The sequence below is a fragment of the Streptomyces sp. NPDC057438 genome (assembly GCF_042802995.1).
Lineage (GTDB): Bacteria > Actinomycetota > Actinomycetes > Streptomycetales > Streptomycetaceae > Streptomyces.
Genome location: NZ_JBHVDD010000068.1, coordinates 18,274 through 32,529 on the forward strand (window position 1 = coordinate 18,274; position 14,256 = coordinate 32,529).

General features: G+C 72.3%; 12 protein-coding genes. 1 reads left to right on the forward strand and 11 read right to left on the reverse strand.

Annotated elements, in window-relative coordinates:
- Nucleotides 1-16: 16 nt before the first annotated feature.
- From ACFU5F_RS29745 to ACFU5F_RS29775, 7 genes are all read right to left on the reverse strand, one after another.
- Nucleotides 17-805: a carbon-nitrogen hydrolase family protein gene (locus ACFU5F_RS29745; protein WP_383893721.1), complete on the reverse strand. Its 789-nt coding sequence runs from the start codon at nt 803-805 to the stop codon at nt 17-19.
- Between the two features lie 240 nt (nt 806-1,045).
- Nucleotides 1,046-2,245 carry an MFS transporter gene (locus ACFU5F_RS29750; RefSeq protein WP_383893723.1) on the reverse strand — a complete coding sequence of 400 codons (1,200 nt, stop codon included), beginning with the start codon at nt 2,243-2,245 and terminating at the stop codon, nt 1,046-1,048.
- A gap of 152 nt (nt 2,246-2,397) precedes the next feature.
- Nucleotides 2,398-3,867: an HAD-IA family hydrolase gene (locus tag ACFU5F_RS29755; RefSeq protein WP_383893725.1), complete on the reverse strand. Its 1,470-nt coding sequence runs from the start codon at nt 3,865-3,867 to the stop codon at nt 2,398-2,400.
- Between the two features lie 70 nt (nt 3,868-3,937).
- Nucleotides 3,938-5,020, reverse strand: a complete 1,083-nt coding sequence (locus tag ACFU5F_RS29760) for an ABC transporter ATP-binding protein (protein ID WP_383893728.1) — start codon at nt 5,018-5,020, stop codon at nt 3,938-3,940.
- Nucleotides 5,021-5,023: 3 nt separating this feature from the next.
- Nucleotides 5,024-5,872 (reverse strand): ABC transporter permease, encoded by an 849-nt coding sequence (locus tag ACFU5F_RS29765; RefSeq protein WP_383893731.1) that lies wholly within the window; start codon nt 5,870-5,872, stop codon nt 5,024-5,026.
- Nucleotides 5,860-6,762, reverse strand: a complete 903-nt coding sequence (locus ACFU5F_RS29770) for an ABC transporter permease (protein WP_383893734.1) — start codon at nt 6,760-6,762, stop codon at nt 5,860-5,862. Before ACFU5F_RS29770 ends, ACFU5F_RS29765 begins: the two co-directional genes overlap by 13 nt.
- Nucleotides 6,759-7,907 carry an ABC transporter substrate-binding protein gene (locus tag ACFU5F_RS29775; protein WP_383893736.1) on the reverse strand — a complete coding sequence of 383 codons (1,149 nt, stop codon included), beginning with the start codon at nt 7,905-7,907 and terminating at the stop codon, nt 6,759-6,761. Before ACFU5F_RS29775 ends, ACFU5F_RS29770 begins: the two co-directional genes overlap by 4 nt.
- A gap of 228 nt (nt 7,908-8,135) precedes the next feature.
- On the opposite strand from ACFU5F_RS29775, the gene ACFU5F_RS29780 reads away from it, so the two are divergent.
- Nucleotides 8,136-8,879, forward strand: a complete 744-nt coding sequence (locus ACFU5F_RS29780; protein WP_318814446.1) for a GntR family transcriptional regulator — start codon at nt 8,136-8,138, stop codon at nt 8,877-8,879.
- A gap of 18 nt (nt 8,880-8,897) precedes the next feature.
- Here ACFU5F_RS29780 and ACFU5F_RS29785 read toward each other — a convergent pair whose 3' ends face one another.
- The 4 genes from ACFU5F_RS29785 to ACFU5F_RS29800 form a co-directional block, all read right to left on the reverse strand.
- Nucleotides 8,898-9,350 (reverse strand): Lrp/AsnC family transcriptional regulator, encoded by a 453-nt coding sequence (locus tag ACFU5F_RS29785; protein WP_013005052.1) that lies wholly within the window; start codon nt 9,348-9,350, stop codon nt 8,898-8,900.
- Between the two features lie 10 nt (nt 9,351-9,360).
- Nucleotides 9,361-10,881 (reverse strand): amino acid permease, encoded by a 1,521-nt coding sequence (locus ACFU5F_RS29790; RefSeq protein WP_383893740.1) that lies wholly within the window; start codon nt 10,879-10,881, stop codon nt 9,361-9,363.
- 454 nt (nt 10,882-11,335) lie between these two features.
- Nucleotides 11,336-12,778, reverse strand: a complete 1,443-nt coding sequence (locus tag ACFU5F_RS29795; protein ID WP_383893743.1) for a GuaB1 family IMP dehydrogenase-related protein — start codon at nt 12,776-12,778, stop codon at nt 11,336-11,338.
- A 359-nt stretch (nt 12,779-13,137) separates the two neighbouring features.
- Entirely contained in the window at nt 13,138-14,148 is a 1,011-nt protein-coding gene (locus ACFU5F_RS29800) for a sugar-binding transcriptional regulator (protein ID WP_041671170.1), read from the reverse strand.
- Nucleotides 14,149-14,256 lie beyond the last annotated feature (108 nt).

Consider the following 14,256-nt stretch of genomic DNA (forward strand, 5'->3'; position numbering starts at 1 on the left):
GGTGGTGGGACGGGTCTCAGACGAGGGACCCGTAGAGAGCGGGGCGCCGGTCCTGAAGGTAGGGGTTCGCCGCGCGCGAGGCCGCGAGGAAGGCGGGGTCGGCGTCGGCGAGGACCAGATCCTCCTCGCGCCCGGCGCGGGTGCGGGCGATCCCGTCGGGCCCGGCCAGCGTGGACAGCCCGACGAACTCGAACTCCCCTTCGCGGCCGACCCGGTTGACGTAGGCGACGTACATCTGGTTCTCGAAGGCCCGCACCGGGATCATGGACTCGGCGACGAACTGGAACGGATGCATCTGGGCCGTCGGCACCACCAGCAGGTCGGTTCCGGCGAGGGCGTGGGCACGGACGTTCTCCGGGAACTCCACGTCGTAGCAGATCAGGAGCCCGACGCGGAGTCCGTTCAGCTCGGCCTGGACGACGCACCGCTCGCCCGGCGCGAAGTGGTCGCGCTCGAAGCAGCCGAAAAGATGGGTCTTGCGGTAGTTCACCAGCCGCTCGCCGTCGGCGGAGACGAGCTGCGCCGAGTTGAAGACCGCGTCACCGGCACGCTCCGGATACCCGTACACGATCGCGACCCCGTGCCGGCCCGCGAGCTCGGCGACCGCGTCGGCCGAGTCCCCGTCGGCGCTCTCGGCTAGCCGCGCGATCTCGTCACCGATCGCGTACCCGGTGAGGAACATCTCCGGCGCCACCAGAAGCCCCGCCCCGGCGGCGGCCGCCCGCCCCGCGGCCTCGTCGAGCACCTTCAGATTCCCGACGACCGAGCCGGGCCGACCGGAGCTCTGGAGCAGGGCGGTACGCATGCGTGTTCCTCACCGGGAAGAAGGGGGGCGGGGGTCACCTAGACGGTACGGTCGGCGCGCCGAACCGGACAAGCGGCCGCCATTGCGCACCGATGGGTGTTTCGTTGCGCCCGAATGAGCATCGGCGGCGATTCGTTGCGCACCGGGAAGAGGGCACCACCGGCGCCCGCCAAGGGCGCGGGAACTGCGCGACCGGCCACACCGGCCCCGCAGCCGCCCACGCGCCCCACGCCCCGCCCTCTATGCGCCTCTGCGCATCACCAGCACCCCCGCCGTCACCAGATACGGCACCGCGAACACGGCGAACGCGGTCCCGTGCGCGTGCCCCGCACCGATCATGGCGTAGGCGGCGAAGACGGCCACCGTCGCCACCTCCGTCCCCATGCTCGCCACGGACGTCAGCGTCGCCCGTCGCGCCCCCTCGATCCGGTCCTGGAGCCGTGCGTCGACCAGCACGTTCACCAGCTGGAAGCCACCGAAGGCGACGGCCACCAGCCCGACACCGGCCGGCGTCCCCAGCAGCGCGCCCACCGCCAGCGCGACCGCCGAACCCGCCAGGACCACCCCCAGCCCGGCCCGGCTCAACCGCTCCCCCACCCCGGTCAGCAGGCTGCCGAGGGCCGGCCCCACCCAGATCACCAGCAGCAGATAGGGAACCGTCGCCTCGGCCACCCCGGTGTCCCGGGCCAGCAGCGGTGTGTACTCGTCGAGGGCGCCCCACACCGCGCCGACGGCCGGCACGAGCAGCAGCGCCCCGCGCACCGACCGGTCCCGGCGGGCCTCGGCGAGCCCGGTCCGCAGGGTCGTGAGGGCGGAGACCCGGTCACCGTCGCCCGCCACCGCCGGCCGGTGCTCCGGGAACCGGGTGGCCGCCACCGAGGTCAGCACGCACACCAGCACGCTCGCCGCACCCACGGCCGGATGGCCGCCGAGATCGAGGACCGGCCCCGCCAGGCCCATCGCCGCCATCACGGCGACCATGCCGAGCGCCTGGGCCCGGCCCATGACACGCGCATAGCGGTCGGCCGCGCCGAGCCGGTCCAGTTCGTCGTAGACCAGCGCCTCCAGCGCGCCGGAGCCGAGGGCGCCGCGTACGCCCCAGAGGACGAAGCCGACGGCGAAGGCCCCGTACGACGGGACGGCCACCCACAGGGTGAAGCCTGCGGCGGTGAGCAGCGGGCCGAGCCACAGCAGCAGCCGTCGGGAGACGGTGTCGGCCCAGGCGCCGGACGGGACCTCCAGCACGATCCCGGTGATCGACCACAGGGCGAACAGGGAGGAGATCTGCCACAGGGACAGTCCGGCGTCGCTGAACAGCAGCGCGTACACCGGGTAGAGCAGGACGAACTCGTCGAGGAACGCGTAGCCGTACAGCGTGGCCGTCAGCCGACGGACACCACTGGTCCGGGCACCGGGCACACGCGCGGGTGAGAGAGTCATGAGGCCTTCCCGAGGGGGCGGATCGGACGTCGTCGGTACGGCGTCCGAGGCGGCCCTCGGGAGCGGGCACGGCTGGTGGATCAATGTCGCCAGGTCATGGCACCGATGTTAGTCCGGCGGGCCCGTCCGGCCCACCGGAATATCGGAAGGCGTCATGTCCCGGCGGCGGTGACCGGAGCGAACGTGGTGATCACCGCCGCGTGGTCCGACGGCCAGTCGTTGTCCTCGACGTCCGGCCAGGGGCGGGGTGTGCCGCTGACACAGGTCCGGGAGTCGAGGACCGCGAGGCCCCGGTGCAGGACGAAGTCGATGCGGTCCTGGGGCTCCGGCCGGCCGCTGCCGTCCTCGTGCTCGACGTGGATCGGCGACCAGGTGTGACCCGGCTGGCATGCGGGGTCGGGGTGGGCCTCCCGGTAGGAGTCGCGCAGACCGGCCGTCTCGGCGGCGAGGGTGACCGGCCAGTCGACGTCGGGCCGGTCCAGGTGGGACGGGCTGTTGAAGTCGCCCACGAGGACGACCGGCACGCTGCCGTCGATGCGGCGCAGACAGTCCCGCAGCTGGGCGAGCCGCACCTCCTCGTGCGCGATCAGCTCGGCCGCCTCCAGCCCGTCGAAGGCGGCCTCGTAGGGTCCGTAGGGCTTGTAGTCCAGGTGGACCGTCCAGACGTCCACCTCGGCGCCGGAGCCGGTGCGGACGCGGACGCCGGCCGCCCCGTAGAAGCCGACGTCCGGGTCGCCGAAGCGGGCCGTGATCGGGTGGCGGCTGATGATGCCGAGGTTGTCGCCCGCCTGGTGGTGGTACCAGCCGAGGGCGTCGGCGAGTTCGCGCGCTGCGGTGCCGTACGTCTCCTGGAGGCCGACCACGTCGGCGCCGGTCTCGGTGATGACCTTGAGCTGCTTGGCGCGGTGGTCGCGGACCCGGGTGCCTCCGTGCCAGAGGTTCCAGGTCATCACGCGCAGGGTGGGTCCTCCGGGGTCGACCAGGCGGCGCAGGCTCGCCGGGGTCACGGACTCCAGGCTCTCCCGTACGGTCCGTCCGGGGGCCTCGTCGATCGGCGCGAGCGAGGGCACGGCGAGGACCACGCAGCCCGCCGCCTCGGCCGAGGTGACTCCGGTACGGGTGTCCTCGACGGCCACACAGGCGGCGGGTTCGACCCCGAGGGCGTGGCAGGCGGCGAGGTAGGGGTCGGGGGCCGGCTTGGTGTGCTCGGTGTCGTCGGCGGTGACGGAGACGGCGAACAGGTCGCGGCCGAGGGCGTCGAGGACGGTGTCGGCGACGGCCCGCGGGGAGGCGGTGACCAGGGCGGTGGGGACGCCCTCGCGGGCCAGGGCCCGCAGCAGCTCCAGCGCACCCGGGCGGGGCACGATGCCGGTGCGGACGCGGTCGGCGAACTCCCGGTGCAGCTCGTCGGCGAGCCGGTCCGGCGGTGTGCCGGTGATCCCGGCGAGCCAGGCGGCGGTGTACTCGACCGGACGGCCGAGGACGTCCGGCTGGTCGGCCTCGGTCAGTGCGCGCCCGAGGCCGGCGGCCACCTCCTCCACCGCGTCCCACCAGAGCCGCTCGGTGTCGACGAGCGTGCCGTCCATGTCGAACAGGGCGGCCTGGAGCGGCAGTCGGGACAAGGGTCTCCCTTTCCGTGGGGGTGTCGGGGTGTCGCCCGGCCGTGGGGGCCGGGCGGGCAGGGGTGGCCGGTCAGCGGGGGGCACGGTCGGCGACCAGCACCGGCCGCTCGGGGAGGCTCACGGTGACGGCCGCGCCGGAGCCGAGCCCGGCCGCCTCGTGCGTGGGCAGGTCGGCCTTGACCTCGGTGCCGTCGGCGAGCCGCACGGTGAGGCGGGTGGCGGCGCCGAGGAACGCGGTGGCGGTCACCCGGGCGTCACCGGTGTCGTCCGCCCGCACTCCGACCGCCTCCGGCCGCAGGAGGACGTCCACCTCCGTGGCGGCCGGCGCGGCGCCGTCCACGGGCAGCCGGCGGCCCAGCACCTCGACCGTCGTGCCGTCCAGCCGACCCGGGATGCGGCTCATCGTGCCGACGAACTCGGCGACGAAGGCGGTGGCCGGGCGCCCGTACAACTCGACGGGCGCGGCGCACTGTTCGAGCCGCCCGGCGTGCATCACGGCGACCCGGTCCGCCATGGACAGCGCCTCCTCCTGGTCGTGCGTGACGAACAGGGTGGTGATGCCCAACTCCTGCTGGAGCCGGCGGATCTCCTCGCGGAGGGTGAGCCGCACCTTGGCGTCGAGGGCGGAGAGCGGTTCGTCGAGCAGCAGCACCCGGGGCCGCAGGGCGAGCGCCCGGGCGAGGGCGACGCGCTGCTGCTGGCCGCCGGAGAGCTGGTGGGGGTACTGGGCACCCTTGTCGGCGAGGCCCACGAGGTCGAGCAACTCGGCCGCGCGGGAACGCCGTTCGGATGTGCGCACCTTGCGCATGCGCAGCCCGAAGGCGACGTTGTCGAGTGCGCTGAGGTGCGGGAAGAGGCTGTACGACTGGAAGACCATCCCGGCGTCGCGCCGGTGGGCGGGGACGCGGGTGACGTCCTCGCCGTCGACGAGCACCTCGCCGGAGTCGGGGTGTTCGAAGCCGGCGAGCATCCGCAGCGCGGTGGTCTTGCCGCAGCCGGACGGGCCGAGCAGCGCGAGCAGTTCACCGGGCCGGACGGCCAGGTCGAGGCCGTCGAGGGCCACGGTCGCGCCGAACTGCCGCCGCAGGCCACGGAATTCGACGGTGGCGGCGGTACCGGTCGCTGATTTCTCAAGATTCTCAAGCACGGTCATCGTTCATCCCCGGGAGGCGGAGGCGGTTGGGGTACGGCCGCCGAAGGAGGCGAGCGCGAGGAGCATGGCCCAGGTGACGAGCAGGCTGAGCACCGAGACGGCGACGGAGAGCTGGGCCTGCGAGCCGCTGACGTTGACGATCCACACGGCGAACGGCCGGAAGCCCAGCAGCTGGGCGACGGTGAACTCGCCGAGCACGAGCGCCAGGGTGAGGAACGCGGAGTTGAGCAGCGCCCCGCGCAGATTGGGCAGGACGGCCCGCACCAGTGCCTGCGGCCAGTTCGCCCCGCAGCTGCGGGCGGCCTCGACGAGGGTGGGTACGTCCATGGCGCGCAGGCCCGCGTCCAACGCCCGGTAGACGAAGGGCAGCGCCATCACGACGTAGGCGAGGACCAGCACCACGGGGAAGTCGGGGTTCTGGATCGCCACGAAGGTCTGGAACAGCGGGGTCCTGGAGAGGTGTTCGGGTCCCCACTTGAGCACGGTGCCGAGGCCCGCGACGAACGCGATCGGCGGCACCACCAGCGGCAGGGAGCACACCACCTCCACGACGGGCCGCAGCTTCGGCGCGCCGAGCCGCAGCGCGACCATGGCGGGCACCATCAGCAGCAGGACGACGGCGATCGTCGCGGCGGCCAGCTCCAGCGAGAGCAGCAGACTGCTCACGAAGCCGTCGGTGCCGAGGATCTGGCCGTAGGCGTCGAAGGTGATGCCCTCACCCGGTACGTCGACCGTGAAGACCACGGAGGCGGCGAGCGGGACGAGGAAGTACAGCCCGGCGAGGGCGAGGACGAGCGGGCGCCAGAGGGCGGGGCGCCGTACGGCCGGGCGCCCGGGGTTCAGGCCAGCCATCGCGCACTCCGTCGTTGCAGGGGCAGGTACACGGCCATGACCAGCCCGGCGATCAGGACCATGTCGAGGCTGAGGGCGAGCGCCACGTTCTCCTGGCCGACGAGGACGTTGCCGGAGATGGCGTCGGCGATCTGCAGGGTCACCAGGGGGATGGAGCTGCCCACCATGGCGGCGGCGGTGGCGTACGCGGCGAAGGCGCTGCCGAACAGCAGCACGAGTCCGCCGAGCAGCGAGGGCGCGAGCACGGGCAGGGCGACATGGATCCAGTACTGCAGGCCGGTGGCGCCGTTGTTCTGCGCGGCCTCCCGCCACTGGACGCGCAGTCCGTCGAGGGCGGGCGTGATGGTGAGGACCATGAGCGGGATGAGGAAGTACAGGTAGACGATGACCAGGCCCCAGAAGCTGTAGAGGTCCCAGCCCTTGTCGGTCAGGCCCAGCCGCTTGGTCAGCACACCGGCGTTGCCGAGGGTGGCGACGAAGGCGAAGGCGAGCGGGACACCGCCGAAGTTGGCGAGCACCCCGGAGGCGGTGAGCACCGCCTCGCGCAGCGCCGGGAAGCGTGAGGTCACCACGGCCTGGGCGAGCGGCAGCCCGAGGAGGGCCGCGATGCCGGCCGAGACGGCGGACAGCTTCACGCTGCCGAGCATGGCCGTGAGGTAGGCCCCCTGCACGGAGGCCGTCATGTTCGCCGTGCTGTACGAGGAGGCGCCCGTCGCCTGGTCCTTCACGGTGAAGGCGCCGTTCAGCATGGCGATCGCCGGCAGTCCGAAGGCGATCGCGACGAAGACCAGCAGCGGCAGCACGGCGAGCAGGCCCCCGGGGCGGGGCCGCCGCTTCACGGAAGCGGCGGCCACCAGTGCCGGGTCGGCCCCGGTGACGAGGGCGGTCACCCGGAGACCGCCTTGGCCCAGCCCTGTCCGAGGACGTCCTTGGCCTTGGTCTGCTGGTCCTCGGTCGGGAACTCGGGCGTGCCGGACACCGCGGGCAGCTTGGCCGCGGCGGTCTTGTCCAGGGTGCCCGCCTTCTCCATGGCGATCATCAGGGCGGGACGGGCGTATCCGGCGAGCCAGAGGTTCTGGCCCTCGGCGCTGTAGAGGTACTCCTGCCAGAGCCGGGCGGCGGCCGGGTGGGGCGCGTCCTTGTTGATGGCCTGGGAGTAGTACTGGGAGAACTTGCCGTCCGCGGGGACGACGACCTTCCAGTCGACGCCCTTGGACTTGAACTCGTCGGCGTATCCGGCGTTCAGGTAGTCCCAGTCGATGCTGATGGGCGTCTCGCCCTTCTCGACGGTGGCCGGCGTCGACTCGACGGGCGTGTAGTTGCCGTTCTTCTTCAGCTTGGCGAAGAAGTCGAGGCCGGGCTGGATGTCGTCGAACGATCCGCCGCTCGCCAGGGACGCCGCCCAGACGCCGCCGAAGGCGGAGCCGGACTTGGTGGGGTTGCCGTTGAGGGCGACCTGTCCCTTGTACTGCGGCTTCAGCAGGTCGGCGAAGGTCTGCGGGCACTGCTTCACGCGCTTGGCGTCGCAGCCGATGGATATGTAGCCGCCGTAGTCGTTGTACCAGCGGGCCTTCGGGTCCTTCTGGACCTCGGGGATGTCGCCGAACGCGGCCACCTTGTACGGCGCGAGCAGGCCCTGCTGGGCGGCGCTGATGGCGAACGAGCTGCCCAGGTCGAGCACGTCGGGTGCCCGGTCCTGTCCCTTGCGCGAGGTGACGGCGTTGATCTCGTCCTGGCTGGCCCCGTCCGGGTTCTCGACCTCGATCTTGATCCCGTACTTCTTCTGGAACCCGTCGATGAGGGCGCCGTAGTTGGCCCAGTCGCGGGGCAGGGCGATCGCGTTGAGCTTGCCCTCCTGCTTGGCCGCCGCGACGAGCGCGTCCATGCCGCCGAAGTCCTTGGCCGAGGTCGCGGTGGCCGCGTTGACGCCGTCGTCGGTGGTCTGTGTCTCGGGGGCCGCGCCGCAGGCGCTGAGGGTGAGAGCGACGGCGAGGCCGCCGCCGATCACGGCGGTTCTTGTCAGGAAGAGGGTCACGAGCTCTCCAGGGGTACGCGCAGCGGGACGATCCGGGTGGAGCACTTGTCTGAACAAGTTGGCCTCATTACGTCCGCGCTTCATATCACGCAGGTAAACTCCGGCGAAATACTCGTGCACGTTTTCCCGCACAATCACGGGCTGCTCCCGGGGTTCGGTGCTTCCCTCCCCGGGCTCGCTAGGCTGGGCGCGCTGTGCACAGTGGCGAAGGACGAGCGGAGGGGGACCATGGCGGCGCGACACGAGGAGATCGCCGAGGAGCTGCGGCGGGCGATCGACCGTGAGGACCACACGGTGGGGAGTCTGCTGCCGCCGGAGACCGAACTCGCGGCCCGCTACGGCGTCTCGCGCGGCACCGTCCGTCAGGCGGTGGCGACGCTGGCCGCCGAGGGCCTCATCGGCTCACGCCAGGGTGCCCGCCGTGTGGTCCTGGCCGGCCGCCGCAGCCAGAGTTTCGAGGAGCTGCGCAGCTTCGCCCAGTGGGCGCGCGCGATGGGCCGCGAGGCGACGGGCCGGGTGATCGCGCAGGAGTACCGGAGCGCCACCGCCGAGGACCGCGTACGCCTCCAGGTCGCCCCGGGCGCCCGTGTCCTGCACGTGCTGCGGCTGCGCGGACTCGACGGCCGGCCCGTCCTGCTGGAGCGCACGGTCTACGCCGACTGGATCTCCCCCGCCGTCGAGCCCATCGAGGCGGACTGCCCGTCCGTCACCCAGCGCCTGCTCGACGACACGGGCCTGGTCTTCGCCTACGGCGAGCACGTCATCGACGCCGTGGCCGCCGGGGCCCAGGACGCCGAGTTCCTGGCCGTGCGCCGCACGAGCCCCCTGCTGCGGGTCCGGCGCGTCACCACCACCCGCGAGGGCCGGCCGGTGGAGTGGTCGGACGACCGCTACCGCCCGGACGCGGTGAGCTTCAGCGTGCACAACTCGATAGGGAACAACGCCCTGGCGAGGAAGACCGCGGCCCCCTGAGGGGCCGGGCGGGGCCCCTCAGCCGGGCGCCCCGGAGGAGAACCGTCGCAGCAGCGGCGAGAGCACCAGCACCGACTTGGTCCGCTCGACGAACGGCTCTCCGGCGATCCGCTCCAGCACCCGCTCGAAGTGGCGCATGTCCGAGGCGAAGACCTGCACCACGGCGTCGGCCTCACCGGTGACGGTCGACGCCGCGACGACCTCCTGATAGCGCTCCAGCCCCCGCTGGATCGTCTCCGGCGAGGTGTTGCGCCGGCAGTAGATCTCGACGAATCCCTCGGTCTCCCACCCCAGCGCGGCGGGGTCGACCCGGACCGTGAAGCCGGTGATCGCTCCGGTCGCCCGGAGCCGGTCCACCCGCCGTTTGACCGCGGGCGCGGACAGCCCGACGATCCGGCCGATGTCGGAGAAGGAGCGGCGGGCGTCCTCGGCGAGGGCGTGCACGATGCGTTCGTCGAGATGGTTCAGCACTGCGGGTGGATCACTTCTCCGGAATCGACGGGGACGGGGGAGCCGACGGGGACGAGGGGTTCGAGGGGACCGGGGCCGCCGCGAGACGCGAGCGCCGGTAGCCGTAACTGAAGTAGAACACGAGCCCGGCGGCCATCCAGACGCCGAAGACGACCCAGGTGACGGTGTCGAGGCTGCCCATCATCCAGACGCAGAACGCCAGTCCCAGTCCGGGCAGCACCGGCGACAACGGCACCCGGAACGTCCGGGGCATGTCCGGGCGGGTCCGCCGCAGCACCACGACGGCCACGTTGACCAGCGCGAACGCGAACAGCGTCCCGATGCTCGTGGCGTCCGCGAGCTGCCCGAGCGGGATGGCGGCGGCCAGCACACCGCAGAACAGCGAGACGATCACGGTGTTGACCCGCGGCGTCCCGGTCCCCGGGTGCACTCGGGAGAAGACCTTGGGCACCAGCCCGTCCCGGGACATGGCGAACAGGATCCGGGTCTGCCCGTACAGCACGGTCAGCACCACGCTCGCGATGGCGATGACGGCACCGGCCGCCAGCAGTGTCCCCCAGAACGCGTCGCCAGTGACGTCCTTCATGATCCCGGCGAGCGCGGCCTCCGACTCGCCGAACGCCTTCCAGGGCCGTGCGCCGATCGCGACGGCGGCGACCAGCACGTACAGCGCGGTGACGATGAGCAACGACAGCATGATCGCGCGCGGCAGGTCCCGCTGCGCGTCCTTCGCCTCCTCGCCGGCGGTGGACGCCGCGTCGAACCCGATGTACGAGAAGAACAGCGTCGCCCCGGCCGCGCTGACCCCCGCCATGCCGAGCGACATGAAGTTCTCGTAGTTGCCGGACCGGAAGCCCTGCACGCCGATGAGGCAGAACAGCAGCAGGGCGGCGATCTTCACCACGACCATGATCGTGTTGGCGCGGGCGGACTCCCGGGCCCCGCCCAGCAGGAACGCCATCGCGAGCAGGACGACGATCAGGGCGGGCAGGTTGAACACGCCCCCGTCACCGGGCGGCGCGGACAGTGCGTCCGGGATGGTCACACCGATCGTCCCGTCCAGCAGCTCGTTGAGGTACTCGCCCCAGCCGACCGCGACGGCCGCCACCGACACCCCGTACTCCAGCACCAGGCACCAGCCGCAGACCCAGGCCACCAGCTCGCCCATCGTTGCGTACGTGTACGAGTACGAGGACCCGGAGACCGGGATGGTGCCGGCCAGCTCCGCGTACGACAGGGCGGAGAACAGCGCGGTGAGGCCGGCTATCACGAAGGAGAGGGTGACGGCGGGCCCGGCCTCGGGGACGGCCTCGCCGAGGACGACGAAGATGCCGGTGCCGAGCGTGGCGCCGATGCTGATCATCGTCAGCTGCCACAGTCCGAGGGACCGCCGCAGCGACCCGCCCTCACCCTGACCGCCCTCTGCGACCAGGCGTTCCACGGGCTTGCGGCGCATCAGCCGCGCCCCGACGCCACCGGACGGCGGGGCGGGCTGATTCTCGTGTTGCGGGGGTGCGCCTTGGTCGAGCACGCGTGGCTCCTTCATCGCTGCCGGTCAGGGCGGGTGAGGACCGACAGCACCGGACAGCGGGGGGCCACCGAGCAGGCGGTCCCCGCCACGCCACGTACAGCGCCTGACCCTATGAGGCGGAGCTTCGCGAGCGTAATGCGGCAACCTTGCGCGCCGACGCAAGATCATTGCGTTACTCGCGGGTGCGCGGAGCTTCGTTGCGCGGCCCCTCACCACCGTTGCGCGGCGCCGACGGAGTCGGGGGCGCGGGGCTGCATGCGAGATGCGGCCCCGCCGCCTCGGAGCGACAGGCCACGACGGCGCCCGCGCCCGCCGACGCACAGCTCCGCCGAGTGCGAAGACGCCCCGGCCCCAGGGCCCTTCTGCCGGATCTCCGCGGCGTCGCGACGCCCGGCACGCCGAGAGCACGCACCGAACGCCGCTCCTTCTCCCACGGAGATCCGTCAGCAGGGCCCTAGCTCCAGCTGGCGTGCAGCGGCTTGCCCTCCGCGTATCCGGCAGCACTCTGCACGCCCACGACGGCCCGCTCCGCGAACTCCTCCAGGGATCCGGCCCCCGCGTACGTGCAGGAGGACCGCACCCCCGCGATCACGGAGTCGATCAGGTCCTCGACCCCCGGCCGGGCCGGGTCCAGGAACATCCGCGACGTCGAGATGCCCTCCTCGAACAGCGCCTTGCGCGCCCGGTCGTAGGCCGACTCCTCGCTCGTGCGGTTGCGCACCGCCCGCGCCGACGCCATCCCGAACGACTCCTTGTACAGCCGCCCGCTCGCGTCCTGCTGCAGGTCGCCCGGCGACTCGTACGTCCCGGCGAACCAGGACCCGATCATCACGTTGGACGCGCCCGCCGCCAGCGCCATGGCGACATCGCGCGGGTGCCGCACGCCCCCGTCGGCCCACACGTGCTTGCCGTACTTCTTCGCCTCGGCCGCGCACTCCAGGACGGCGGAGAACTGCGGCCGCCCGACCCCGGTCATCATGCGGGTGGTGCACATCGCGCCGGGTCCGACACCGACCTTGACGATGTCCGCGCCCGCCTCGATCAGGTCCCGCACGCCCTCGGCGGCGACGATGTTGCCGGCCACGATCGGCACCCGGGGGTCGAGGTCGCGCACCAGCTTGATCGCGTTGATCATCGACTCCTGGTGGCCGTGCGCGGTGTCGATGACGAGCGTGTCGACGCCCGCGTCGAGCAGTTGCTTGGCCTTGCCCACGAAGTCGCCGTTGACGCCGATCGCGGCGGCGACGCGCAGCTTGCCGTGCGCGTCGACGGCGGGGGTGTAGAGCGTGGCGCGGAGCGCGCCCTTGCGGGTGAGGATGCCGGCGAGACGGCCGTCCTCGTCGACGGCGGGCGCGTAGCGGCGGTTGGCGGCGTCGAGCCGGTTGAAGGCCTCGCGCGGGTCGATGCCGGCGTCCAGGAGCAGCACGTCCCGGGACATGACGACTTCGAGCTGGGTGAAGCGGTCGACACCGGTCAGGTCCGCGTCGGTGACGACTCCGACGGGCCTCAGCGCCTCGTCGACGACGACGCCCGCGTTGTGAGCCCGCTTGGGCAGCAGGGCCAGCGCGTCGGCGACGGTCTGGTGCGGATTCAGCACGATGGGGGTGTCGAGAACGAGGTGGCGGCTCTTGACCCAGGAGATGACGTCGGTGACGACCTCGTTGGGGATGTCCTGCGGGATGACCACCAGACCGCCGCGGCGGGCCACCGTCTCGGCCATGCGGCGGCCGGCGATGGCGGTCATGTTGGCGACGACGAGCGGGATGGTGGTGCCCGTGCCGTCCGGGGAGGCCAGGTCCACGCCCTGCCGCGATCCGACGGCGCTACGCCTCGGGACCATGAAGACGTCGTCGTACGTCAGGTCGTAGGCGGGCTGGATGTCATTGAGGAAACGCACGTGCCGCACATCCCGGTCGATCAGAGGTGACCCCCTGACAGGACCGCCAGGGGGAAGAGCACGTACCTCATTCTCCCATGTCGGCGGGTGTGAGCGACCCCGGCGGATCGTCCAGAGGGGCGGTGGCCGCTCTGGGAGGATCCTCCGAGAGCAAGCACGATCCGGCAGAGTGCCACCGGCGCCGGAGCCGGTGCGGGCCCGGCGCACGCACCCCGGCGTCGCTGTCGGTCACGGCCCCCCGGGGCGGCCGGGCCGCGCCCGGGGACACGCGATCGGCTCCGCGTATCCCCGGGCGCACCACCCGGACCGGGCAGCGCGCCGCGCCCCACGAGTACCGGTGGGGGCCCGGACGGCGCTGTTCAGACGCCGTCGGGATCCGCCCGGTTGAGCGCCGGCCGGGGCGTCTGGCCGGCCGTCAGCAGATAGTCCGCCGCCGAGGTGTCGGTGACGAGGCTGGTCACCAGCCCCGACCGCAGCACCGCGTCGATCGCGGCCGCCTTGCGCTGCCCGCCCGCGATCGCAACGACCTCGGGGATACGGCGGAGCTGGTCGGCCTTGACCGTGATGCACCGCTCGCCCAGGTCCCGCCCGACGCGGCGGCCCTCGGCGTCGAAGAGGTGCGCGGACATCTCCGCGGCGACACCGAGGGAGGCGTAGTGGGCGCGCTCCTCGTCGCTGAGCATGTCGTGCACCGTGGAGATGCCCGCCTCCCACGAGCCGATGGAGACACAGGCGACGGTGACCTTGTCGAAGTACTCGAAGGCCCGCGCGATGCCCGTCTGGTGGCGCAGCGCGCTCGCGGTCGCCGCGTCCGGCAGCAGCATCGGCGCGTAGATGGGGTGGGCGTCGCCGCCCGACACCTGCGCGGCCCGCCGGACCGCCTCGACCGAGCCGCGCTCGGCGGTCCCGGCGTCGTACACCCCCGTCAGCTGCACCACCGTGCAGGGCGGCAGCCGGTCGAGGGCGGCCGCCATGTGGATGGTGGAGCGGCCCCAGGCGAGGCCGAGGATGTCCCCCTCGTCCACCAGTTCGCCGAGCAGGTCCGCGGCGACCTCGCCGAGGTTCTCCGGATCGGTCGTCTCCTCGGCCTCGGCCGGGGACTCGACGACCACGGCGTGCCGCAGGCCGTAGCGGGCGCGCAGCGCGTCGGAGCGCTCGGCGTCCAGTTCCGCGGGGACGCGGATCTCGATGCGTACGAGATCCCGTTCGAGGGCGGTCTCCAGGACCCGGGCCACCTTGAAGCGGCTCACGCCGAACTCCTCGGCGATCTGGATCTTCGACTTGCCCTCTAGGTAGAAACGGCGGGCCATGGCCGCCGCCTGAACCAGCTCAGCGGGTCCCATCCGCATGGCTGACCGGCCCGCCGACATACCCGACACGGTCATCTCCTCACTGCTCTTTCACACATGGATACGCCGTTCATCCTTGCAGATCCGACGTTTTCGATCAGCCCGAAGGAATGTCGTTCACGTTCCCTT

Coding starts and splice junctions, on each gene's coding strand:
- ACFU5F_RS29745 (WP_383893721.1), bottom strand. CDS start 805: ATGCGTACCGCCCTGCTCCAGAGCTCCGGTCGGCCCGGCTCGGTCGTC.
- ACFU5F_RS29750 (WP_383893723.1), bottom strand. CDS start 2,245: ATGACTCTCTCACCCGCGCGTGTGCCCGGTGCCCGGACCAGTGGTGTC.
- ACFU5F_RS29760 (WP_383893728.1), bottom strand. CDS start 5,020: ATGACCGTGCTTGAGAATCTTGAGAAATCAGCGACCGGTACCGCCGCC.
- ACFU5F_RS29765 (WP_383893731.1), bottom strand. CDS start 5,872: ATGGCTGGCCTGAACCCCGGGCGCCCGGCCGTACGGCGCCCCGCCCTC.
- ACFU5F_RS29780 (WP_318814446.1), top strand. CDS start 8,136: ATGGCGGCGCGACACGAGGAGATCGCCGAGGAGCTGCGGCGGGCGATC.
- ACFU5F_RS29800 (WP_041671170.1), bottom strand. CDS start 14,148: ATGTCGGCGGGCCGGTCAGCCATGCGGATGGGACCCGCTGAGCTGGTT.